Annotated in this window: 24 protein-coding genes, 1 tRNA gene and 1 pseudogene; 12 read left to right on the top strand and 14 right to left on the bottom strand. The window is 64.1% G+C overall.

The genetic code is table 11. The annotated features are described in order from the left end of the window. Window positions 1–825 precede the first annotated feature (825 nt). Window positions 826–1,065: pseudogene (locus A9975_RS34935) on the top strand (DUF1484 family protein); the annotation flags it as partial. 76 nt (window positions 1,066–1,141) lie between these two features. Here the strand turns inward: A9975_RS34935 and A9975_RS34930 are convergent. The 3 genes from A9975_RS34930 to A9975_RS34920 all read right to left on the bottom strand — a co-directional run bounded on the left by A9975_RS34930 (window position 1,142) and on the right by A9975_RS34920 (window position 3,516). After that, window positions 1,142–1,522: a RidA family protein gene (locus A9975_RS34930; RefSeq protein WP_150993268.1), complete on the bottom strand. Its 381-nt coding sequence runs from the start codon at window positions 1,520–1,522 to the stop codon at window positions 1,142–1,144. A 195-nt stretch (window positions 1,523–1,717) separates the two neighbouring features. Continuing rightward, the gene (gene pip, locus A9975_RS34925; RefSeq protein WP_183036721.1) at window positions 1,718–2,674 is read right to left on the bottom strand and encodes a prolyl aminopeptidase; all 957 of its coding nucleotides are present in this window, start codon (window positions 2,672–2,674) and stop codon (window positions 1,718–1,720) included. Window positions 2,675–2,817: 143 nt separating this feature from the next. Further along, complete coding sequence (locus tag A9975_RS34920) at window positions 2,818–3,516, bottom strand: DUF2076 family protein (protein WP_183036720.1); 699 nt, start codon at window positions 3,514–3,516, stop codon at window positions 2,818–2,820. Window positions 3,517–3,814: 298 nt separating this feature from the next. Here A9975_RS34920 and A9975_RS34915 point away from each other — a divergent pair, with 298 nt between their 5' ends. Both A9975_RS34915 and A9975_RS34910 read left to right on the top strand, forming a co-directional pair. After that, window positions 3,815–4,252, top strand: coding sequence for a YciI family protein (locus A9975_RS34915; protein ID WP_183036719.1), 438 nt, complete (start codon window positions 3,815–3,817; stop codon window positions 4,250–4,252). Between the two features lie 210 nt (window positions 4,253–4,462). Next, a complete protein-coding gene (locus A9975_RS34910; RefSeq protein WP_255504238.1) occupies window positions 4,463–4,738 on the top strand; it encodes a hypothetical protein in 276 nt (91 codons plus the stop codon). A 71-nt stretch (window positions 4,739–4,809) separates the two neighbouring features. Here A9975_RS34910 and A9975_RS38415 read toward each other — a convergent pair whose 3' ends face one another. The 5 genes from A9975_RS38415 to A9975_RS34890 all read right to left on the bottom strand — a co-directional run bounded on the left by A9975_RS38415 (window position 4,810) and on the right by A9975_RS34890 (window position 9,014). Continuing rightward, on the bottom strand, window positions 4,810–4,941 hold the full coding sequence (locus A9975_RS38415) for a hypothetical protein (RefSeq protein ID WP_255504218.1): 132 nt from the start codon (window positions 4,939–4,941) through the stop codon (window positions 4,810–4,812). A gap of 100 nt (window positions 4,942–5,041) precedes the next feature. Beyond that, a complete protein-coding gene (locus tag A9975_RS34905) occupies window positions 5,042–6,340 on the bottom strand; it encodes a TAXI family TRAP transporter solute-binding subunit (RefSeq protein ID WP_183036717.1) in 1,299 nt (432 codons plus the stop codon). Between the two features lie 317 nt (window positions 6,341–6,657). Beyond that, on the bottom strand, window positions 6,658–8,238 hold the full coding sequence (locus tag A9975_RS34900) for an EAL domain-containing protein (RefSeq protein WP_183036716.1): 1,581 nt from the start codon (window positions 8,236–8,238) through the stop codon (window positions 6,658–6,660). Window positions 8,239–8,341: 103 nt separating this feature from the next. Next, window positions 8,342–8,485: a hypothetical protein gene (locus A9975_RS34895; protein WP_183036715.1), complete on the bottom strand. Its 144-nt coding sequence runs from the start codon at window positions 8,483–8,485 to the stop codon at window positions 8,342–8,344. Between the two features lie 178 nt (window positions 8,486–8,663). Next, complete coding sequence (locus tag A9975_RS34890; protein WP_183036714.1) at window positions 8,664–9,014, bottom strand: DUF1428 domain-containing protein; 351 nt, start codon at window positions 9,012–9,014, stop codon at window positions 8,664–8,666. A 335-nt stretch (window positions 9,015–9,349) separates the two neighbouring features. Here A9975_RS34890 and A9975_RS34885 point away from each other — a divergent pair. Together A9975_RS34885 and A9975_RS34880 are read left to right on the top strand one after the other, a co-directional pair. Beyond that, window positions 9,350–9,436, top strand: a tRNA-Leu gene (locus tag A9975_RS34885). 172 nt (window positions 9,437–9,608) lie between these two features. Further along, window positions 9,609–10,010, top strand: coding sequence for a hypothetical protein (locus A9975_RS34880; protein ID WP_183036713.1), 402 nt, complete (start codon window positions 9,609–9,611; stop codon window positions 10,008–10,010). Between the two features lie 43 nt (window positions 10,011–10,053). Here the strand turns inward: A9975_RS34880 and A9975_RS34875 are convergent, their stop codons facing one another. From A9975_RS34875 to A9975_RS34860, 4 genes are all read right to left on the bottom strand, one after another. Continuing rightward, complete coding sequence (locus A9975_RS34875; RefSeq protein ID WP_183036712.1) at window positions 10,054–10,428, bottom strand: hypothetical protein; 375 nt, start codon at window positions 10,426–10,428, stop codon at window positions 10,054–10,056. A 124-nt stretch (window positions 10,429–10,552) separates the two neighbouring features. Further along, window positions 10,553–10,921: a cytochrome c family protein gene (locus A9975_RS34870; RefSeq protein ID WP_183036711.1), complete on the bottom strand. Its 369-nt coding sequence runs from the start codon at window positions 10,919–10,921 to the stop codon at window positions 10,553–10,555. 538 nt (window positions 10,922–11,459) lie between these two features. After that, window positions 11,460–12,320: a DUF2182 domain-containing protein gene (locus A9975_RS34865; protein WP_183036710.1), complete on the bottom strand. Its 861-nt coding sequence runs from the start codon at window positions 12,318–12,320 to the stop codon at window positions 11,460–11,462. Between the two features lie 8 nt (window positions 12,321–12,328). Next, window positions 12,329–13,093 carry a DUF899 domain-containing protein gene (locus A9975_RS34860; protein ID WP_370565974.1) on the bottom strand — a complete coding sequence of 255 codons (765 nt, stop codon included), beginning with the start codon at window positions 13,091–13,093 and terminating at the stop codon, window positions 12,329–12,331. Between the two features lie 147 nt (window positions 13,094–13,240). Between A9975_RS34860 and A9975_RS34855 the strand changes: the two genes are divergently transcribed. The 3 genes from A9975_RS34855 (at window position 13,241) to A9975_RS34845 (ending at window position 15,807) form a co-directional block, all read left to right on the top strand. Continuing rightward, window positions 13,241–14,461 carry a helix-turn-helix domain-containing protein gene (locus A9975_RS34855; RefSeq protein ID WP_183036708.1) on the top strand — a complete coding sequence of 407 codons (1,221 nt, stop codon included), beginning with the start codon at window positions 13,241–13,243 and terminating at the stop codon, window positions 14,459–14,461. Between the two features lie 63 nt (window positions 14,462–14,524). Continuing rightward, the gene (locus A9975_RS34850) at window positions 14,525–15,211 is read left to right on the top strand and encodes a PQQ-binding-like beta-propeller repeat protein (RefSeq protein ID WP_183036707.1); all 687 of its coding nucleotides are present in this window, start codon (window positions 14,525–14,527) and stop codon (window positions 15,209–15,211) included. Between the two features lie 104 nt (window positions 15,212–15,315). Further along, on the top strand, window positions 15,316–15,807 hold the full coding sequence (locus tag A9975_RS34845) for a hypothetical protein (RefSeq protein WP_183036706.1): 492 nt from the start codon (window positions 15,316–15,318) through the stop codon (window positions 15,805–15,807). 105 nt (window positions 15,808–15,912) lie between these two features. Here A9975_RS34845 and A9975_RS34840 read toward each other — a convergent pair whose 3' ends face one another. Then, complete coding sequence (locus tag A9975_RS34840; protein WP_183036705.1) at window positions 15,913–16,143, bottom strand: hypothetical protein; 231 nt, start codon at window positions 16,141–16,143, stop codon at window positions 15,913–15,915. A 437-nt stretch (window positions 16,144–16,580) separates the two neighbouring features. On the opposite strand from A9975_RS34840, the gene A9975_RS34835 reads away from it, so the two are divergent. Then, entirely contained in the window at window positions 16,581–16,868 is a 288-nt protein-coding gene (locus A9975_RS34835; protein ID WP_183036704.1) for a hypothetical protein, read from the top strand. A gap of 147 nt (window positions 16,869–17,015) precedes the next feature. Here A9975_RS34835 and argC read toward each other — a convergent pair whose 3' ends face one another. Beyond that, the gene (argC, locus tag A9975_RS34830; RefSeq protein WP_183036703.1) at window positions 17,016–17,945 is read right to left on the bottom strand and encodes an N-acetyl-gamma-glutamyl-phosphate reductase; all 930 of its coding nucleotides are present in this window, start codon (window positions 17,943–17,945) and stop codon (window positions 17,016–17,018) included. A gap of 129 nt (window positions 17,946–18,074) precedes the next feature. Between argC and A9975_RS34825 the strand changes: the two genes are divergently transcribed. The 3 genes from A9975_RS34825 to A9975_RS34815 all read left to right on the top strand — a co-directional run bounded on the left by A9975_RS34825 (window position 18,075) and on the right by A9975_RS34815 (window position 21,774). Beyond that, entirely contained in the window at window positions 18,075–18,959 is an 885-nt protein-coding gene (locus A9975_RS34825; protein WP_183036702.1) for a LysR family transcriptional regulator, read from the top strand. 281 nt (window positions 18,960–19,240) lie between these two features. After that, window positions 19,241–20,041, top strand: a complete 801-nt coding sequence (locus A9975_RS34820) for an NAD(P)-binding protein (protein WP_183036701.1) — start codon at window positions 19,241–19,243, stop codon at window positions 20,039–20,041. Beyond that, window positions 20,038–21,774 (top strand): SulP family inorganic anion transporter, encoded by a 1,737-nt coding sequence (locus A9975_RS34815; protein ID WP_183036700.1) that lies wholly within the window; start codon window positions 20,038–20,040, stop codon window positions 21,772–21,774. Before A9975_RS34820 ends, A9975_RS34815 begins: the two co-directional genes overlap by 4 nt. Window positions 21,775–21,784 lie beyond the last annotated feature (10 nt).

Raw genomic sequence — 21,784 nt, 5'->3', positions numbered from 1 at the left:
GCTGATGTGCGAGGTTTTTAGCCCCGCTGACGCGGGGGGTGTCTCTTGGGGGTGGGGTTTTACTGCTTCTAGCTGCTGTCGCGGCTGTACGGTGTTGGCCGTTTTGGAACGTGTGAGATGTCACTTTTCTTTACTCGTAAAGAAAAGTAACCAAAAGAAAGCGATCCTTGCAGGAGGCTGGCGTGGCGTCATTGGGAGCCCCAATGGTTTCGTCGTACGGCCCCGGGTGCTAATGGACTCGTGCCGTTACCAGTTTAGACCACCACGACGCAGCCAATGCCCAGGGATTCGTGGTGGTCCCCCCGGTAGCGGCCACCACGAACTTCAAGCCGTCTGTCGCTCGCGGGGTGACCGGCCACGAAGTTGCAGGCGTCCCGTTTCCGTCGTGGGCGCGGTGGCACCGAATGGATAGGACCAAGAACTTCTTCGCCGCGCCCACCCCACCACGAAACCATCACAGCGTGATATATCGTGGCACTTCGAGCCGGTACCGGCAGATGCGTGAATGAGCAGGGATGCCGCTACCGAGCAGCCTCACCACGAAACCGGTGTCATTGACAGGATCGTGGCCATTCACACCGGTAACGGCACGAGGCCATTAGCACCCAGGGCCTGACGACGAAACCACCGGGCTACGTAACCGCAATAAGCCAGCCTCCTGCAAGGATCGCTTTCTCTTGGTTACTTCTCTTTACGAGTAAAGAGAAGTGACATCTCACACGTTCTAAATCGGCCAACACCGTACAGCCGCGACAGCAGCTAGAAGCAGTAAAACCCCGCCCCCAAGAGACACCCCTCGCGTCAGCGGGGCTACAAGCGAACAAGTCTCGTCTCAGCGTCCAGGAACTAGCCTACCAACTCGAGGAACTTCGTAGCCGTGCGCAAAGCATCGCGCAAGATAGCTGCGCCGACCTGCTGCGCGTCAGTGCAGGGCTTGGTGCTGTTCTCAGGCTGCTGGATTTTGATAGCGACGATGTGGAGGACAGCCACGGTCTGCACTGTCTGCTGACCCCGTTGAAGCAGCAGCTGGATGAGGCTTTGAACCGCGTGCAAGGCATGCTCTAGGCCAGCGCGGCAGGGCGAGTTGTGCCACCCTCGCGCACGCGGGGGAGTGGCCGCTCGTAGCCGCCGTATCAGCCACTCAGCCACTAAACACCGCAATACACTCCACCTCCACCCTGGCCCCGAGCGCCAAGCCATTCGCCCCAAGCGCACTGCGCGCCGGATAGGGCGCCTGGAAGAACTCCTTGTAGACCTCGTTGAACACCTGCCATTCGCTGATGTCGGCCAGAAAGATGGTGCATTTGGCGACGTGCTTGAGCGACAGGCCGTGTGCTTCCAGTGTGATGCGGATGTTCATCAGCGCCTGCTTGGCTTCTTCGCGGATGCCGCCGGGCACCAGGCGGGTGCTGCCGTGGACGATGCCCATCTGTCCAGAGAGGTAGAGCATATCGCCAACGCGCACCGCCTCGGAGAATGGCAGCCCTGCGGGGAGGACTTTGCCGGAGTTCAGGAATTCCATAGTGCACCCTGTCGGTGAGAGCCTTGAATGCCGCTTTGCCATCCGCCGGCCAATGCGCAGCCGTGTGGTGGCAATGCGGTCTTCAAGTCTAGGACACGGGTGTTCAAGACCCCAACCGCCGGCCATCAAAAGTCCGCTTCGGTGCTGTCAGTGCTGTCGGCGCTGTGCCGCCCACGGCCGGCAGCACCAGGACGATCATTGCGCCGCCGCAAACCGGTCGGTAGCGGCAATCAGCTGATCCATGATGCCGGGCTCGGTCCAGGCATGCCCCGCCCCTTCAATCAGATGCAGATCCGAGTCTGGCCATGCCTGGTGCAGCGCATAGGCGTACCGGGCCGGGCAGGGCATGTCGTAGCGCCCGTGCACGATCACGCCGGGGATGCCGGCAAGGCGATGCGCGTCGCGCAGCAACTGGCCGTCTTCCAGCCAGGCGAGATGCGTGAAGTAGTGGTTCTCCAGCCGCGCGAACGCCAGCGCGAAATGGCCGTCGTCATGCTTGGCGGTGTTGGCCGGGTCGGGCAGCAGGGTGATGGTTTCCCCTTCCCATACGCTCCATGCGCGGGCGGCCTCCAGCTGCTTTGCCGTATCGCTGCCGGTCAGCACCTTGCGGTAGGCGGCCATCATGTCGCCGCGTTCGGCTGGCGGGATGGGCGCCTGGAAGCGGGCCCATTTCTCGGGGAACACCTCGGATACGCCGTACTGGTAGTACCAATCCAGTTCCGCTCGGGTGGCGGTATAGATCCCGCGCAGCACCAGTTCGCTGGTCCGCTCGGGGTGTTTTTGCGCATAGGCCAGCGCCAGCGTGGAGCCCCAGGAGCCGCCAAAGACCAGCCAGCGCTCCACGTTGGCGAGCTTGCGCAGGCGCTCGATGTCGTCCACCAGGTGCCACGTGGTATTGGCCTCCAGGCCCGCGTGGGGCGTGGAGCGGCCGCAGCCGCGCTGGTCGAACAGCATGACGTCGTAGCGCGCCGGATCGAACAGGCGGCGGTGGTCGGCCGATATGCCGCCACCGGGGCCGCCATGCAGGAAGACGGCCGGCTTGGCGCCGGGTGTGCCGACGCGTTCGTAGTACACCACGTGGCCGTCGCCGACATCGAGCATGCCGGTTTCATAGGGTTCGATGGCGGGATAGAGCGAGCGAGGTTGCGGCATGGATCGGGTTCCCAGGGTGAGCGCGTAGTGCAAGAGTGTATCGCCGTTGCCGGTGCCATCTCCACCCGGGGTGCCGCAGTGCAATCAGAGGGGTGGGGGCTGCCAGGCCGCTGCCATGCACGCCTGGCAAGCCCCCGAACGCGCTAGGCGTTCCAGGTGTCGTCGCTCAGGAAGTCGTCGTTGCCCGATGCGTCATCCAGAAGGCCGCTGTCCAGTGCCGCATCCGGCGAGCCCAGCGGCGAGCGGTCGTCATTGCCGTAGTAGTTGTTGACGACTGTCTCCGCTGGCTGCGCCCCTGCGCCTGGCTGTCCCAGAAAGCCGTTTGCGCCGTTGCCATTGCTGTTGCGATGGAACATGTTTTCAATGCCCTGGAACAGGAGCGCGCCGCCGGCCACGCCGGCTGCCGTCGTGGCAATGCCGCCCAGCGCGCCGCCCAGGCCGCCACTCAGGAAGCCGGGCCGGGATGGCTGCACGGGCGCAGGCTGGGGCGCCTGGACGGCCTGCGGCACTGCCACGGGCGCGGCCATCGGCGGCGCCATGACGGGGCTGGGTGCCACGCGGTTGGCACTATTGCCCCAGGCGTTTTCCGGGTCGAGGAAGCGATTGGCGCCGTTGGCTTGCGCCATCTGCAACTGGCTCTGCAGCGTGGCGATCTGCGCCTTTGCCGTCGCCAGGGCATGGTCAAGCATCATGGCGCGCTGGACCAGCAGGTAGGCGGCATCCGGCTGCCTGGCAACCGCGTCGGCGATGAGGGCGTCCGCCTGGGGGTCCTTGGCGCCAGCCCTGGCCTGCGTGAGTTGGGTCAGGAAGCCTTCCAGCGCTTGCATCTCTTGGGGGGTCATGGCAGCTCCTATCCGGGATCCGGGTTGTCTTGTGTGATCGCAGTCTACGGGCCGAGTCTTAAGCGAGCCTTAAAAATCCAGATCGGATGTGATTGTCGCGCCTCGCGGCCAATTCAGGCCAAATCAGGCCACGTTGGGTCGAGTTGGGCCGATTCGGGCCGGGCAGGCTTGCCGCCAGATACTTTGGCGGCGGTGTCGATTTCCGGTATCCCGATTCGTCGTAGTATCAGAGCCGCCCGTCAATCCTGATCCGGGCTAAGGACGTGCGGCACCCTCAATCCACTCAAGGAGAGCGACGATGCGTGTCATGGTGATGGTGAAGGCAACGAAAGAATCAGAGGCTGGCGAAATGCCCAGCACGGAGCTGCTTACCGCAATGGGCAACTTCAATGAAGAACTCGTCAAGGCCGGCGTGATGCTCGCGGGCGAGGGCTTGCACCCGAGCGCCAAAGGCAAGCGGGTGCGATTTTCTGGCAGCCGGCGGTCCGTGGTCGACGGACCCTTCGCAGAGACCAAGGAGGTGGTCGCCGGGTTCTGGCTATGGCAAGTCAAGTCCATGGAAGAGGCCGTCGAATGGGTCAAGCGCTGCCCCAACCCCATGCAGAGCGACTCCGAGATCGAGATTCGCCCGCTGTTCGAGCTTGATGATTTTGGTGCCGAGCTTACGCCTGAGCTGCGGGCCCAGGAGGAGCGCTTGTGGGCGCAGGCGCAAGACGCTGCGAAGAAGACGAGCTAAGGCTAAGCCAAGGGCAGCTCATGACCGTGTTGAGGCAGTGTTGAGGCCGTGTTGGGGCCGAGTCAATGCATGCGCACCAAGGCGCTCTGGCGGCGCCTTTCTGCTCTAAACTTGGCTTTTTCCACCTCACCATCAGGGAATCGAATGCCAAAACAGCAAAGCACATGGGCCCGGCATATCTCGGCGGGCGCAATCGTGTTCGCAACGCTCATGGCGGGATGCGCCGCCCAACCCCCCGTCAGTGCGGTGCCCAACCCGGGCCCGCAGGGCGGCCGTGGCACGCCAGAGGGTTGCCAGGCGGACAAACTTGGCGATGAAGCCCTGATCGGCAAGAGCGAGGCCAATGCCGTCGCCTTGCTCAACGGCTGCGCATGGCGATTTGGTGAGCGGGATGGCCAGCAGATGCCCGGCACCATGGACTACAACCCGCAGCGCCGCACGCTGGACGTCAAGGACGGCAAGGTGACCGCGGTACGCCGGGGCTGAGGCCGTACCAAGGCCTGGATCGCGTCGTGCTTCGCGTCTAGGACGCGATCCGCATTGCCTTGTGCGGCCATTCAACCGACGCGGATACCGGCTTGCCCGACAATCTCCGCGGCTTGTTCAACCGAGATGATGGCGCCCTTGAGCGAAGCCGCGGCAGCCATCAGGTTCAGTCCGCCGAGTTCGGCCAGGCTGCGCGCCGGCAAAGGTGCACATCAGGAATTCCACGGACGAAAAATCCAGCCCGCCATCGGCAAGACAGCGCTGTCCGAGGCGGCTCCAAAGGACGCGCTGGCGTATGCGCAGCTACGCTTTCACTTTCGCTGCCGCCTGGGCAATCCGGTCCCGCACGACGCCGATCGCCTGCTTGAGCGCGTAGACATCCTCAAAATAGCGCTCCGGAATCCGTATCCGGCTGGCATGCGCATCGATGTTCTCGATCTCATCGCGCCATTGCGCAATCTGGTCGGGGGTTGGCTGCGTGTTCATCCATATTTCATCTTCGAGCGCCTTGATTTCCCGGTACCAGACCACTAGCCGGTTTTTTATCCGCGCTCGCGCCATGCGCGGCAATGCCTGCAGCAAGCCGAGCAGCAAGGCCATGAAGGGGAGCAGGATCAGCAAGCGCCGCTCGATAAAGCTGGCAAGCCAGAACGGAAGGTAGCGCTGCAGGAAGGGACGGCCCGATTTGAAGTAGCGCGTGCTTTCGTCGGAAACGGGAAATTCACTGGTATTCAGGTTGGGAAACGTGCCGAGTGGCGTGAAGTAATCATCGCCGCCGTGGACGGATCTGGCGGCCTCCAGCAGCAGGTAGACCAGGGCGGGGTGCAGGGTGTCCTTGGAGACGAGCAGGGCCGTGGCTGCAAGCAGCGTGACATCGGCCTGCGGAAGATCGTTGACGATACTGGTGGAGGCGCGCGGAAAGACAATCTTGGACAGCGACGGGAATTTCTGCACGAGGGCGTCGGCCTGGGCAAAACTCATCAGCTTCAGATTGCTGTTCAGCAACGTTTGCTGCATTTCGGCATCAGGCCTGCCGATAAAGAAGGCCGCATCCAGCTGGCCCTCTTCGAGGCCTTGATAGGCCTGCATGGCATTCATTTCCAGCAACTCGGTATTGCTGGCCGTGATGCCGCTGTATGTGAGCAATACCCGGGCGACGTTGAGCAGGCCGCTGCCGGGAACGCCGATGGCGACCCGCTTGCCGCGCAGCTGTGCCAGGCGGTCCACGGTGGCCTCACCCCGGTAAAACACCCAGATCGGTTCATAGGAGACCGCGGCGATGGTTTGCAGGCCGTCTGTATCCTGCGGAGTGGCGGTGCCCGATTGGATGAAGCCTGCTTCGTATTCGCTGTCTGGATTCTTCAGCCGCTCATAGTTCTCGATCGACCCGGACGAGCCGCGGATATCCAGCTTGATGCCATCACGCTTCAGGATGGGGGCATAGCGCTCGGCAAAGCCGCGATAGATACCCTTGTCCGCTCCGGTGGTGATGACGATCGTGCGCTGGATGGCGGGCTTGAGCACGATCGTCAGCGCCCAGCCCAGCGCGGCCAGCAGCAGCATCGCGCTAACGATGAGAAGCCGCCGCTGCCCCGGTGTCATGGGGGCCTTCTGGGTACGATGCAGCGCGGGGTTGTGCCTGGGCATGGTTCGGCCTCACTTGTGCCGGGGCGCCGCCCAGCCATGTGATTTTGTTGATTTCGATGTTGGCAGGCTAGCTCACCGTGGTGCAAACGCAAGCGGTTAGCGTCATTTTCACGTTCGATCCACTTTGCCTGTTGGCGCCGCGCATCGGCAAACACGATCTCTACAGTCGCCAGTGTCACCACTGTCGCTGGAGCGTGTGGAAAAGTGAATTAGAAAGATTGTTCCAGTGATATAAGTCGTTTAAATTGCTGTGTTGGCGGGCCGGGGTGAGCTCAACTGCCTGCCGCCTCTTGCAAGGGCTGGCTCGCCAGCCAGGTCTGTAGCGCAGCCGCGGCCATCGGCTTGGCAAACAGGAATCCTTGCGCATACTTCACGCCTTTCCCGCGCAGGTAAGCCGCTTGCGTCTGCGTCTCGATCCCTTCCGCGATCAGCGTGACCGCAAGCCGCGCGCCCAGCGAGATGATCAGCTCCAGCACCGGCGCGTTGACCGCATCGGTATCGATCACCGAGACAAAGCCCCGATCGATCTTGATGTAGTCAACTGTGAATCTCTCCAGGTACGCCAGCGAGCTATGCCCCGTGCCAAAATCGTCAATGGCGAATTGCACGCCGGCCGCGCGCAGTGCCTGCATGTTCTTCAGCACAACGTCAGTATCCGGCACAACCTTGCGCTCGGTAATCTCCAGCACCAGTCGCGGTGCTTTGTCCCGCAGTCCTTGCTGCAACCGTTGTACGTCGGCAATCATGTCCGTGCTGGCCAGATGTTCGGCGGTGATGTTCACGCCAATATGGAAGCCGGGCGGAATCGCCAGCGCTTCCACGTCACGTTGTATCAATCCGAACAGGTGGCGCGTAAGCGGAAGGGCGAGGGCATTGTCTTGCGCCACCGCAAAAAGCAGGTCCGGCCGGATCGGCCCTGTACCTGGCTTGTCCCAGCGGATGAGGGCTTCCACGCCTGAGCATCGGCCCGTGGCGAGCTCCAGCACAGGCTGGTAATGCACGTGGAATTCGTTGTTGCGCATGGCGCGCCGGATCTCGGCGACCATGGACAGACGTTGCCTATGGAGGCGGTAGGCCGCGTACGCGAGCAGCAACGACGCCAGCAGCACGAACGGCGTGTAGCGCATCAGCAGCGCGTTGCGCAGGGCCACGATCACGGCGGGCCGCACGCCGGTGAGCACGGATATCGGGTAGCGCTCCGAAGTCAGCGCAGGGAGCCGGGCCAGGCCCGGGGTGTCTTGCGGCGAGCCGCCGGGCCCTGCCAGTATGTTGTCCGAGCCTTTGAGCGCGATGGCCGTGGCGAAGCGATCCCGGGGGCCGGCGGCGGCAAGGATATCCAGCAGGTATTGGCCGTCCAGCGCGGCGATGACGCCGCGCCCGTCCTCCAGGCCGAGCGCGACCAGCAAGGCGGGGCGGTCGGGCACCATGGGCGTGCCCGGGAGGAGGTACAGGGTTTGGCCTACCGGCAGCGGGCCGGGATGGCCGGTGAGCTCGGACACCGGCTGGCGGAACTCACCCGTAGCCGACGAGCAGTAGAGGGCGTGCTCGCGCACCAGTACCAGGGCGCGAAAATAAGGCCTGAATGTGCCAATGCGCTGGAGCTGGTCCTTGACCTGAGCGCAGGGTTGTCCCGCCAGCGTCGTCAGGGTGGCTGACAGGTTCGCTGCCTGACTGAGGATGGATTCGGCCTGGCGCAGCACGATCTCGTTGGCGGCATTGGCTCGCGCTTGCGCCTGTCGCTCGGACTCGTAGTAGGCCAGCGGCAACATCACGAGAAACGGCAGCGCGGCGGCCAACGAAATGGACAGCAGCCGCCAGCCTGTCAGCCGGCCCCGGATGATTCTCGTTGGCATGGGTTCAGCGCTCCGCAATTGTGCGATGAAGACGTCGATGGGCGACAGCCGGGGCTTGCATCGTGCCGCTCGCGGTGCGCGAGCAAGGTCAGGTCAGCCTGCTTCAAGGCGGGCTGTCGGCAGGATGCACCGCCAATGTGTAGTAGGACAGCGGAGCGTCGGCGTCCAGGCTGGGCATGCCCTCGTGGATCTCGCCGCATGACGCGCATTTGAAAGAGAAGGGCATGTTCTGTTCGGCGGGGTCCATGGAGTACTCGAGGTAGCAGGCCGCAAGCCATGTGGCCGCGAATCGACCCGAATATTCTAACTGGCGGATTGCCCTGCGTTCCGAAGTTGCCCGCCACCGCGCGAAAATGCGCCGCTGGCCAAAATGATCCCAGCCCGGGAGCCCCGGGCAAGGTCAATCACGCACCGCCGTCAAGCGGCTAAGCGTCGACGATCATCTCGAAGCCGCCAAAGATCATCCGCTTGCCGTCGAACGGCATCGGCTCCTGGCTGCGCAGCCTGGGGTCTTCCATCGTGGCCTTCATGCCTTCGTCCCGGGCCTTGCGCGATGGCCAGGTGATCCAGGAGAAGACCACGGTCTCGTCCTTCTCCAGCTTGACGGCCATCGGGAACGAGGTGAGCTTGCCCTCGGGCACATCGTCGCCCCAGCACTCGACCAGCCCCAGCGCGCCATGATCCTTGAACACCACGGCGGCAGCCTCGGCGTACGCGCGGTAGATATCGCGCTTGGCCGTGGGCACGGCGATAACAAATCCATCGATGTAATGCATGTCCGATCTCCTTTGGGATTGCCTGCGATGCGGCGAGCCTTGCGCGCGCCGTCATCGGGACGACGAACGGGAGCGGCCGAAATCGACAGGGCATGGGAGGAATGCCAGAAAAAATACGCGGGGCTGGGAGGGCGGCCAACCGGTTTGGGCCGTGCACTGCGCACCAAGTGATGAATGGAAATCTTTCTGGCGGCTTGTCCATTTTCCTGAACCGGACGCACGCAAGCGGGGCCGGCAGCGGGCGGCGCTCGGGGAAAGTTGTACTTTTCTTCTGATTCAGTGCGGCCAGCACTTGCAAATTTCGTTACGTTGGGTAGAATTCGCAACCTCACCTAGCCCAGGTGGCGAAATTGGTAGACGCACTAGGTTCAGGTCCTAGCGGTGGCAACACTGTGGAGGTTCGAGTCCTCTCCTGGGCACCAAGATTGAAAGCAAAAGGCCTGCATCCGTGCAGGCCTTTTGCTTTTTGTTCCTACCTCATTGCGTCCTGCCGCATTGCGTTTCCACCGTGCTGTGTTTCGCGCGTGGAGCGAGCATCAGCATCCGAATTCACTTGATGTAACATCACCCGACTCATCTAGCCAAGGAGCGGGAATGTCAAGAGGTCGGGTACGGGTATTGCTGGTTGTCGCGATGGCGGCGCAATTGCTGTCAGCCTGTTCGGGCGGCGTGACCGCCAATTCCATCCAGGCGATGGATCCGAAGCGCGTGCACTCCAAGGCCAGCGTAGGCGACCTTGTGCTGTGCCTGAAGCAGCGGCTAGGCGACGACGCCACCGTGATCGCGTACCCGGAACCCGGCAAGGTGGATATCCGGGTCGGGCGCGCGGACGCGGATGAATACAAGTTCTTCCACCTGATCAGCTTGCGCCGCGCTGCCGATGGCGCCGAAGGCTCCGACGTGGAGATCCGCAGCTCCGGGGAGTGGCACCCCATGATGAGCGCCAGCCGCATCTCCGGCATGGTGGAAGACTGCACGCCGGGAAGAGCGCACTAAGACGCCATTTCCAAAAAGATTCTGGCGTTCTGCGCTGATGCGGTCACGGCTCCATCGTGCGCAGAAGGTGCTCCTGCAGTTGCGATAATTCAAGCGCGATGCCGCCGGGGAACCCCTGGCGGCCGCCGCGCTTGTCGATCAGCAGGTCGGCCAGGAAATTCGATAGCGCGGCTGGGTCGGCCCAAAGCGCTGCCAGCTGGTTGCCGATGCGCGGATAGCTGCGGCACAGCTCCAGCGGCCGCGCCTGCGGCGGCAGCACAGCCAGCCATTTGAGCGCGGTGGCCGAGAGGGTCTTCGCTTCCGCGGTTTCGGGTTGCCGCCGGCCAGCCCAGTCGGGCTCGCCTGGGGTGGGCACGGTGCCATCCAGGATCAGCCTCGCTTCCTCGACGGTGACAATCTCGAATGAGAGGGGTTCCATGCCAACTCCGGATCAGATCTGTCGGGGGCGCCATGCCATGTGGCGCCGGCACCTATTCTATCGGTTACGGAGCGTTTGATTCTTTCTGTAGTGCTTGTAGTGCCCGTAGTGCCCGTAGTGCTCGCTACTGGTATGCATGCAGGTAGGCCAGCAAGTCCGCGATCTGCCGCTCGTTGCTGATCCCCCAGAAGCGCATCCTGGTGCCGGGCACAACCTTGCTGGGCGACTGGATAAACGCGCTCAAGGTTTTCTCGGACCACACCACGCCCGATTGCTTCATCTCGGGGGAGTACTTGTAGTCGGTCGTGCCGCCGGCGACCCTGCCGAAGATCCCATTGAGCTGAGGGCCAAAAGCGGCGCGCGCCGAGGGCCCGACGCTGTGGCAGGAGGCACACTTCGCGGTGAATACCGCCTTGCCGGCCTGCGCGTCGCCGGCGGCCTGCGCGGTTGCGTGCAAGGCCAGCGCCAGGGTCAACAATGCGGCGTTCTTCATGGGCGGATGCGGGGCAAGGGAGCGAACCTGCCATTATATTCGCCCCGTGCGTAGCTGACGTAACCTGGCTCACGTACCTCACGTACCTCACGTACCTCACGCACCTCACGTACTTTCCGTGCGGCAGCGGCGCGGGCATTCATGAGTCCAGTTCATAAAGGCTTGCGGTTTTCCGGGCATTTTCGATAGGCGGTACGTCCCTATCATCTCTGCTGACTCAACGCCCAAGGCTACGCGGCCTATCGCGCATCCAGGCATGGCGTGCCGGGACTAAGCAAAAGTGCGGTGCTCCCGTTGTGCAGTCCCGCAGCCAGCTTCGTCATCGGACATGCGCCCGCTGTCGATGGCGGCGACACGGCGCGATACGCGTCCGCGCCCTGGTCGATGCGCGGTCGGCTTGTTCGCCGACGGCACGCCGTGGCCGATGGGATGGGTCATCGCGCTGATGGGAACCGGTAGCCTGCTTTGCGCACGGCTTCTGGTGCCATCCACCGTCGTCATCGCGGGCACGGCAGCGGCGTGCCCTTGAACATGGCGCTCACGCCAGCGCGATCAGGATCATCCCTGCCCCAATGATGACGGCGCCGATGGCGCGCGCGGCGCGCTCGCCGGCCGGTGCGAGACGCTCGACGGTGATGGCTGCCGTCACGGCAGCCATTGCGCGCAGGTCCATGACCCCGATGACAAGGAGGATCGCCATCAGGCCCGCACAGCTGCAAACGCAGTGCAGGCCGAGTTGCAGGCCGAGTTGCAGGCCGAATCGCAGGCCGAATCGCAGGTCGAATTGCAGCCCATTCCTCCGCGCCGCGCCGACGTTCCCTCGCTGCCCGCGCCCGTGCCCAGGCATCTCCCGGCAGCAGGCAAGGTGGTGAGCCTTCCAGGCGGTGAACTGGAGTGCGCCGGCGCTCAGGACAACCAGGCCCGCTGCGACCGGAGCCGCGCGCGCCAGCGCCGGCAGCCGCATCTCGAGCGCCGCCAGCGCGGCGCCCAGCGCAAAGGTGGCCATGCCGAGCACGGCCCACACGAACAAATACCCCACGCCCACCAGCGCGGTCAGCCGGCCCAGTCGCGTCCCGCCTGTTGTGCCGACGGCCTGGCGGTAGCGCCACAGCACTGGCACCAGGGATGGCAGCATCATCGTTGCCATCATCACGACCCACATGCCGAGGAATGACGCCGCAACGCCGGGCCACGTCTGCCCGCACATCCGCATCCACGCCATCGACATCGTCCAGCCGCCGGGCATCGGCATCGCGCCCATCGCCGACATGGACGCGGACCAGGCGACCGTCCTCGCCGTGCAGGCCAAGAAGAGCAGCGCCGACGCGCCCAGGAAGGCTCGCTCGGAGGCCATGCTACGTGGGGCCTGCGCTGCCTCGGCGGCGCCTGCGTTGCCCATGGCCTGGCTCACCGCTCGCCGTACTCGTCGTGGCGGCGCCACCAGATGCCCGTCTCGTTGCGTCCCTTGGGGGCGCGGTCGAGCCATTGGTACATGCCCCAGAGGCCGTCCACCCCGCGCGCATAGGCGGAGTAGGTGTGATAGACCGCGCCATCCTCTAGCACGAATGTGCTCAGGCCCGGCCGATCGCGCGAGTACGTGGCTGCGTCGGTGCCGCATGTGGCTGCGAACCGGGCGACGGGTTCCGGGGCCGGTGTGGCGTCCATCGCGTGGCCGCCGCGCTTGTAGTTGTATTCGACGAACCCGTCGCGCTGTTGCGCCTCCGTGAAGGAGACGTTGGCATCGAAGTTGAAGTCGCTGCCGAGCGAGGACGCCCAGGGAAACGTCCAGCCCATTCGCCGCTTGTACGCTTGCAGTTTCGCCAGCGGTGCGCGCGACACCGCCGCAAGCGTGACGTCGTGGTTCGCCAGATGAACCACGACGCCGTCGAAGCCGTCCGCGATCGACGAGCAGGACGGGCACCCCGCCGTGTAGTCGGGCCCGAACATGAAGTGGTAGACCAGGAGCTGCGAGCGCCCCCGGAAGAGGTCTGCCAGCGAGGCGCTGCCTTCTTCGGTCTCGAACCGGTACGCCTTGTCGACCCGGACCCATGGCAGCGCCTGGCGTTGCCGCGCGAGCTCGTCGCTGCGCCGCGTCAGGTCCTTTTCCGCCTCGAGCAGCTCGAGCCGCGCTGCAAGCCACTCTTCGCGTGTCGCGGTCATGTGTTGCGTCATCATGCTTTCCTCCGTTGGGTGTCCATCGTCGTTTGCTCAGTACCTGGTACCAGGTACCAGGTGCGATGTGCGGGTTGGTGGTCGTGATAGATTAGTGCCGGGCATCCGAACGGAGGGAGTGACAAGTGTGGCGCGATTGGGATTCAGATGGATTCGCTGATCACGGCCGCGGCGCGCGCGCTCGCGGCGGGTGACCCGCTTGGCGCGCTGAACCGGGTCGCCTTGCGCAACGACGCGCCAGCGCTTGCGCTGCGCGGCATCGCGATGGCGCAGCTTGGCGATCTCGTGCGCGCGAAGGCGCTGGTGCGAAGCGCGGCGCGCGCCTTCGGCCCGAAAGAGGCCGTGGCCCGCGCGCGGTGCGTCGTCGCCGAGGCCGAGATCGCGCTGGCCTCGCGCGACCTGAGCTGGCCGGCGAAGGCGCTCGACGCAGCGCGCGCCACCCTGGAGGCGCACGGCGACCCGGTGAACGCCGCACACGCGCGGTTTCTCGAAGCCCGGCGCCTCCTTCTGATCGGGCGCCTCGACGAGGCCGAGCTGACGCTGGCCCAGCTCGACCCCGCGCCCTTTCCGCCCGCGTCCAGGGCCGTCCATGCGCTGGTCGTCGCGGGGATCGCGGTGCGGCGCCTGCGCACCAAGGCGGCACGCGCCGCGCTTGCCCGGGCCGAGCACGCCGCGCGCCACGCCGGCATCCCCGCGCTGACGGCGGAGGTCCAGATCGCATTCCTGGTCCTGAAAACGCCCGCGGCGCGCCTGATTACGCGTGGCCAAGAGCGGTTCCTGCTGCTCGATGAGGTGGAAGCGTTGCTGGCGTCCAAGGCGCTGGTTGTGGACGCGTGCCGTCATGCCGTGCGTGACGCGGGCACGGTGGTCTCGCTGGCGAGGCGTCCGGTGCTGTTCGCGCTCGCACGCGCACTGGCCGAAGCGTGGCCTGCGGACGTGCCGAGGGACGCGCTCATTGCGCGGGCATTCCGTGCCCGGCACGCCGATGCGTCGCATCGCGCGCGGCTACGCGTTGAAATCGGGCGGCTTCGCACCGTGCTCGGGCCGCTGGCCGGCGTGGGCGCGACCCGGCGCGGGTTTGCGCTGGTGCCGCACGTCGCCCGCGAGGTTGTCGTGTTGGCGAGGCCCGTCGACGAGGCGCACGCGGCGGTGCTCGCCTTCGTTGCGGACGGTGAGTCATGGTCTAGCTCGGCCCTGGCGGTGGCCCTTGGCGCCAGCCAGCGCACCGTGCAGCGCGCACTCGACGCGCTTGCGGCAGCAGGCAAGGTGCAGTCGTTTGGCCGCGGGCGCGCGCGCCGCTGGCTGACGCCGCCCGTGCCTGGATTCGCGACGACCTTGTTACTCCCCGCGCCACTGCCGGGTGACTAGAATGCACTTCATCGATTGCACTGCATCGATTGCCCTTCACTGCAGCGTCACGAGGATGGAAACATGAAACGATCAGCGGCCGAAATCATCCGTGAGTATGGTCCCTTTCCGGGTGTCGACAGCGTGCATGGGGTCACCTATGACGGTCAGCAAGTCTGGTTTGCCACCGGCGACAAGCTGATCGCGCTGGACCCGGCGAGCGGGACGACGCTGCGCGCGATGGAGGTCGCCTCACACGCGGGAACCGCTTTCGACGGCCAGCACCTGTTCCAGATTGCCGAGGATCGCATCCAGAAGATCGATCCGCAGACCGGCCGCGTGGTCGCCACGATTCCGGCGCCCGGCGGCGGCAACGACTCGGGACTCGCATGGGCCGAAGGGACGCTCTGGGTGGGGCAGTACCGGGAGCGCAAGATCCATCAGGTCGATCCCCAAACCGGGGAGATTCTTCGCACCATCGAGTCCAATCGCTTCGTTACCGGGGTCACATGGGTTGAAGGAGAGCTCTGGCACGGCACCTGGGAAGGCGAGCAGAGCGAGTTGCGCAAGGTCGATCCCCAAACGGGAACGGTCCTGGAGAGCATCGAGATGCCAGGCGGCGTCGGCGTGTCGGGGCTCGAATCCAATGGCGGCGACCAGTTCTTCTGCGGAGGCGGCGACAGCGGGAAGGTGAGAGCCGTGCGCCGGCCAGCGCGAGGCGGCGCGGCCGGCAGCAACGCCGGGATCCCTGTCGACGCCACTAGCAAGTAACCGAGGCGACCCTCACGGGCGACGGTGGCGGCAGCGGGGGGCACCTGATGCCCATCGTTAAACGGTATATACTGTTTAGCCTGTTTTTGATTTTGAGAGTTGCCGTGAATTCACCCATCATCAAGCCGCCGACGAACGAGGTCTTCTATTTTCCGACGAGCGCGCAAGTAGCCGACAGCGGCGCAGCCGCCCCCAAGGAGAAGACGCCAAGGGGCTCGGGCAGCAAGAAGGCAGTGTCCAAGGTTGCGACGAAGGCGCAGACCAAGGTTGCAACGAAGGCCGGGACCAAGGCCGAGACGAAACCGCAGAAGAGCAAACCATCGAAGGCGGAAGCTCGCGCCGATGTGGCCGTGCCGAAAAAAGCGCTGGGCGCCAAGAAGGAAAAGGTGCTGCGCGACAGCTTCACGATGCCGAAGTCCGACTACGCGAAAATCGCCGAGCTCAAGCAGCGGTGCGTGGACGCGGGCGTGCAAATCAAGAAGAGCGAGATCCTGCGCGCCGGCTTGCTGCTGCTTGCCGCAAGCTCGCCGAAGCAATTGCTGGCCGCGGTATCAAAAGTCGAAGCCATCAAGACCGGGCGTCCCGCGAAGGCTTAAGCGTCGCGCCCTGGGGCGGCGGGCTCCGGTCGCGGACAAAGCGCCTCGGGCCACGCCAGGCGCTTGTAGCGCGCCTGCGCGGCCTGCCGTCGCCGAAACATCGGCCTATCCGTGTTTTGCCGAGCCCTCGAACTTGGCAAACACCCGAGCCTGGACGGCATCCATGACGGCGAGCACCTGCGCATCGGCGGGTGCACTTGCTGTCACGCCAGTCGCGTCCTTTGGTTTTGAGCCGACCGGATAGCACACAAACTCCGTATCGAACCTGCCTGCGGATTCCTTCTTCAGGCGCCGGTTGAGTGCCTTCAGGTATTGCTTCTTGGTGGTCTTTGACATAAGTGCCTCGGTCCTCCGTGCAGTTGCAAATAGCGGGGCGCAAGCGTCGTGACGCATGGTCCCCGTTTTCGTTGAAGTGCTTCCACGACTCTCTTGTTCGCCGACACTAGAACATAGCCCAGGAAGTTCCCATTGGTCAAATGTGCGTCCCGGGGCTGCTGGAGGTGGCACCTGTCACTGGCTGGTGGGCCAGCTTTGCGTCACCGGGTACGTCAGCGTACCGACGCCTGGCGTGGCCGCGCGCAATCTAGCCTGTCGAAACTCGCGCGCTCAAGGTCCGTTCAAGGTCCGTTCAAGGTCATCATCCAGACTGGCCGACATGGCCTATGGCAACGCCCAGATAGTGCTGGCGGCCGCGGCGTGAGGCAGGGGGGGGAGGGGCAAGCACCCGGTCGTGGTGGCTTCCCGAACCCGCCATCAGGAAACCGGAGTCTGTCATGTCCAAACGTGTGCTATCCGTGGAGCAGGTGCTGCTCGAACTCGGCAAGCGGATCGAAGCGAGGAACCCGGCGGCGGCCGACCATCCGCTCACCGTGCCCTTGCCGCAGCCCAAACTGCATCGCCTGGACGCGGCCGGGCGCAACTGGGATATCCGTGAGACGAGAGAGCGCAGCCACTACGCCGAGTATGTGCGCGCCGTGGTCGAAGAGGCGCGACTCGAGTTCTATCTGACCAGCGCGGCCGATCATGACGAACTGCTGGGCGCAGCGTTTACGCACGTTTGACCGCTCCCATGGGCCGTCAGTTGGCCACGGTCGATGCCGTCGCCGGACGTTCACGGGCCAGCATGAGACATGCGACGGCCGCGACCAGATTGGCCAACGATCGCTGGCATATGGGCGCGGCCGAACGTTAGCTCAAGCCATCGGCCGCTATTGCTGCATGAGCATCAGGTCCAGGTTCTGAACCGCAGCGCCGGATGCGCCCTTGCCAAGATTATCGAACACCGCGGACAGCAGGACTTGCCCGTGTTCCATGTTGGGAAATACGCTCAAGCGCATGTCGTTCGTACCGTTCAGTACTTGGGGATCCAGGTGTTTCAAGGCGCACGATTCGTGCAGCGGCAAGACATGGACGTGGGCCGCCTCGGCATAGTGGCGTGCGAGGCATGCGTGTAACGTAGCGCCATCCACGCCGGGTGCCAGCAGCCGCAGCTCCAACGGCACCGTCAGCACGATGCCCTGGCGAAACGCACCCAACGCAGGGATGAAGATGGGACGCTGCGCTAGTCCGGCGTGCTGCTGGATCTCCGGGGTGTGCTTGTGCGCGAGTTCCAGACCATATACCTGGTATGAAAGCGCGTTGGCGGCACCCTGGCCCTCATGTTCCTCCACGCCGGCACGCCCGCGTCCGGAGTAGCCCGACACCGCATGAATGCTGATTGGGTAGTCGCCTGGTATGAGCCCAGCCTGCAACAGGGGACGCAGCAAGCCAATTGCGCCGGTCGGATAGCAACCGGGATTGGTGACCCGACGTGCGTTGGCAATGCGCTCAGCCTGTCCCTGCGTCATTTCCGGAAAGCCGTATGTCCAGTCGGGCTGTGTGCGGTGGGCCGAACTTGCGTCGATGACCCTGACGGCAGGATTCACAATGGCGTGCACCGCCTCGCGCGCGGCGGCATCAGGCAAACAGAGGATGGCGATATCGCAGGCGTTGATGGCTTGCGCGCGACGCCGCGGATCTTTGCGTTCCGCAGCGGCAAGCGTGAACAGCCTAAGGTCGGTCCGGTCGCGCAGCCGTTCGTGGATTTGCAACCCCGTGGTGCCTTGGTCGCCGTCGATGAAAACAACGGGAGAGCTCATACGTGGAATACTCCGGTGACTGTGGGTTTTGACAAGGAGAACGAGCCCCTATGTTCCACGGACCGCTAGAATAGAGAAAGTTGTATTTCATAACGTGAATATTCAGTTTTTCTGAATTTGGACGCCAACATGCGAGAGATCAGCCTGGACCGTTTGCGCACTCTGGTCGCCATTGCCGACCGTGGCTCATTTGTCGACGCGGCGCGTGCATTGCACCTGGCGCCGCCAACGGTCAGCCTTCACATCGCTGAACTCGAAGACCGCATTGGGGCGCCACTCCTGTCACGCAAGCGCGGACATGTCAGGCCGTCGGCGATAGGAGAGGTGCTGGTGGAGCGCGCGCGCCGGCTGCTGGCCGATGCGGAGCAGGCGTTGGACGACATTCAACGCCAAGTGCAGGGGCTCGAAGGGCGCGCGCGGCTCGGTGCGTCGACCGGGGTGATCGCGCACCTGTTGCCACAAGCGCTTGAGGTGCTGCGCCAGGACCATCCCGCGATCGACATTCAGGTTGCCGTACTCACGTCGCAAGAAACGCTGTCCCGGCTGGCGGATGGAACGCTGGATGTCGGGCTGATCGCACTGCCTCAGCCCCCGGTGGCTGGACTCGTGATAAAGCCTTGGCGCCGCGACCCCGTGATGGCCTTCTTGCCGGCGCATTGGCGGTGTCCGGCCCGCGTCACGCCGGAATGGCTCGCTGCCCAACCTCTGATTCTCAATGACGCGACCACGCGACTCTCGCGACTGACCGCGGAGTGGTTCGCGGCCGGGGGGCACCATCCTGCGCCGCGCATTCAGCTCAACTACAACGACGCGATCAAGAGTCTGGTAGCGGCAGGCTACGGCGCAGCGCTGTTGCCCCATGAGGCCACTACGCCATTGCCCGATGGGCGCATCGTCATGCGTGCGCTGCGCCCCGCGTTGTGGCGCCGGCTCGGCATTGCCCATCGTGCGGGGTACGTTGAGCGTTCCACGCAACACGTGCTTGATGTGTTGTGGGGTCTGCGATTGGCGTAGGCGTTGCCATTTGCCATTTTCCGCTTGCTACTTGCCACTTCGGTTCGTTCTCGCTGGCACAGTAGCGCTGCTGGGGTGTGCCGCATTGGACCAAAGTCCCATTGCGCTCACCGGGCAAGGTGACATCATTCAATCTATTCAGGTCGGATTCCCCGCCGCTTGCGGGGGGGGGCGATTGTAAGGCGGCCACTTGGGAAAGCGCAGCCATTCCCGACGGTTTGCTTTCGAGAGTTTGATTCGAACGTAGCCGGACGATCTCTTCAACCGATGTGCGAGGGACGATGTGGATCTACCGTATCGATGAGCCCCGCCTTGGCGTAATACGTGTGCGCGAATGGCGACGCCGTGCGCTCCACGCGATCAGCTTGCTCGTGCTCGTAATGATGGCGGCTGCAACGGGCCTGGCGCTGCTCGACCAGTCAAGTACCCCGATCACGACTAAAGCCTTCAGTGCTCTGTGGAACGGCGTCAACCTCGTCACGACACTTGGCGATTTTTCTGAATTCGACGAGCACCAGAAGCAATTCATGCTGCTGGCCATGCTTGCCACGATGCTAGTCGGTGGCTTCGCGGTAGCAAGGCTCACCGGGATAATGTCGGGTGACGACGTGATGAGCTACCGGGAGAACAGAGTCATGGAACGCAAGCTTGAAAATCTGACTCACCATGTCGTTGTCGCCGGCTACAAACCGGTCGGCGAGCTGGTTGCCGCTCACTTGCGCGCCGGCGGCGATACGGTGCTGGTGCTGGTCGCCGATGCAAGCCTTGCCAACAAGGCCGCCGAACAAGGGTACCTGGTCGTGCTCGGCGAACCCGGGGTGTTCGACGATGTGCTCAAACGCGCGCGACTCGAACACGCGAGGGCGCTGGTGGTGACGCCCGCCGACGCGGATAGTAATTTGGCGATCACATTGATGGCGCACACGCTCAATCCGAAGCTCAGGATTGCAGTGCCCGGGGAAAACAGGATGCGAAAGGTATTGCTGGAAAGCGCCGGCGCATCCGACGTCGTGATCGCGAACGAGCTGGTTGCGAACGCGCTGGTAGGACAGCTCGGCATCCCTCGCGAGGCATCGATATGAAACCGGCCGATCCGAAAGATACAGGCGCGTCCCGGCTGCCTTTCCTGCGTGGGCTACTACCCTTTAACCGGGCCCAGTTCCCGCACGACGTTGTCGCCGGCATCACGCTCGCGGCGCTCGGCATCCCGGAGGTGATGGGCTACACGAAGATTGCGGGTACCCCCGCCGTTACAGGCCTTTATACGATCCTGTTGCCGCTCATCGCATTTGCGTTGCTCGGTGGATCGCGCCACTTGGTCGCCGCTGCCGATTCTGCGACCGCGGCCATTCTCGCCGGCACGCTGGTGACGGTTGCCGCGTTTGGTAGTCCGGAGTATGTGAGCCTGACCAGCACGGTGGCACTTACAGTTGCCGTCATGCTGGTGCTCGCGCGCATCCTTCGTCTTGGCTTCCTTGCCGATTTTCTGTCGCGTAGTGCGCTCATCGGATTTCTGACGGGTGTCGGTCTGCAAGTCGCGATAGGCGAGCTGGCGGGGCTGATCGGCCTGCCGAAGGAGGGACACGGGCCGGCGGGTCAGATCGCATCGGTGGTTCAGCGCCTGGCGGACACGCACTACGCGACCCTGGTACTTTCCGTGGCAGTGCTTGCCGTCATCGTCGGGTTCGAGCGCCTGGCACCGCGCATTCCCGGCGCTCTCCTTGCCGTGGTCGGGGCCATCGCAGCCAGCGCGGCCTTCGATTTCGCGCAGCACGGCATCGCCGTCATCGGCAACGTGCCGAGCGGCTTGCCATCGTTGTCCGTGCCGGCGTTGCATCTGGAACATATCGATCAGGTGCTGGCAACCGCAGCGTCATGCTTCATTGTCATCCTCGCGCAGAGCGTCGCGACCGCACGCGCGTACGCCAACCGCTACAACGAGCGCGTGGACGCCAATCTCGATATTGTCGGCCTCGCGGGCGCAAACGCCGCCGCGGCCGTGACCGGTACATTCGTGGTCAATGGCAGCCCAACCAAGACGGAGATGGTGGACTCCGCCGGCGGGCGCAGCCAGGTAGCGCACCTGACCACTGCGGCGATCGTGCTGCTGGTGCTGCTCTTCCTGACCAGGCCGCTCAGTTTCATGCCTTCCGCCGTGCTCTCGGCCATTGTCTTTCTGATCGGCGTGAAGCTGGTCGACCTGAAAGGCATGAAAGAACTGTACCGTCTTCAAAAGGACGAATTCATCCTTGCGCTGATCACCGCGGCCGTGGTCGTGTTCGTCGATGTCAAGCACGGCATCATCGTCGCAGTATTGCTCTCGTTCATCGACCATGCGCGCCACAGCTACCGGTTACGCACGCGTGTGCTGACGCGCGACGCGGCCGGGAAGTGGCAGGCACATCCGGTGGCGCCCCAACTGTTTGCGGCACCGGGGATCGTTGTCTACCGGTTCGAAGCCGACATCTTTTATGCAAACGCCGGCCGCTTCATGGAAGAAATCCTGAAGCTGGTGGAGAATGCAAATCCGCCGGTGCGCTGGCTTGTGGTCGACGCCTCCGAAGTCAACAACGTCGACTATACGGCCGGCAAGATGCTGCTCCAGTTGGGCGACGAACTCTCCCGGCGCGGTATTGGCATCGCGTCGATCGCGATACCCGAGGGGGTGAAGGCGGAGCTTGAGCGCTATCGAAAATTCGCAGGAGGGGTGGGGCGTCAGGAGATCTTTGCGACGGCCGATGCTGCGCTCGACGCGTTGCGCGATGCTGCACCGCCATCCCCCGCGACCGGCGAAAAATTGGCGTTAGGCGGTTGAAGCGGACTTG

Source organism: Cupriavidus sp. UME77, from assembly GCF_014170355.1.
GTDB classification, from domain to species: Bacteria; Pseudomonadota; Gammaproteobacteria; order Burkholderiales; family Burkholderiaceae; genus Cupriavidus; species Cupriavidus basilensis.
The sequence above is the reverse complement of the archived record's forward strand: the minus strand, read 5'-3'. Positions and strand labels throughout refer to the sequence as shown.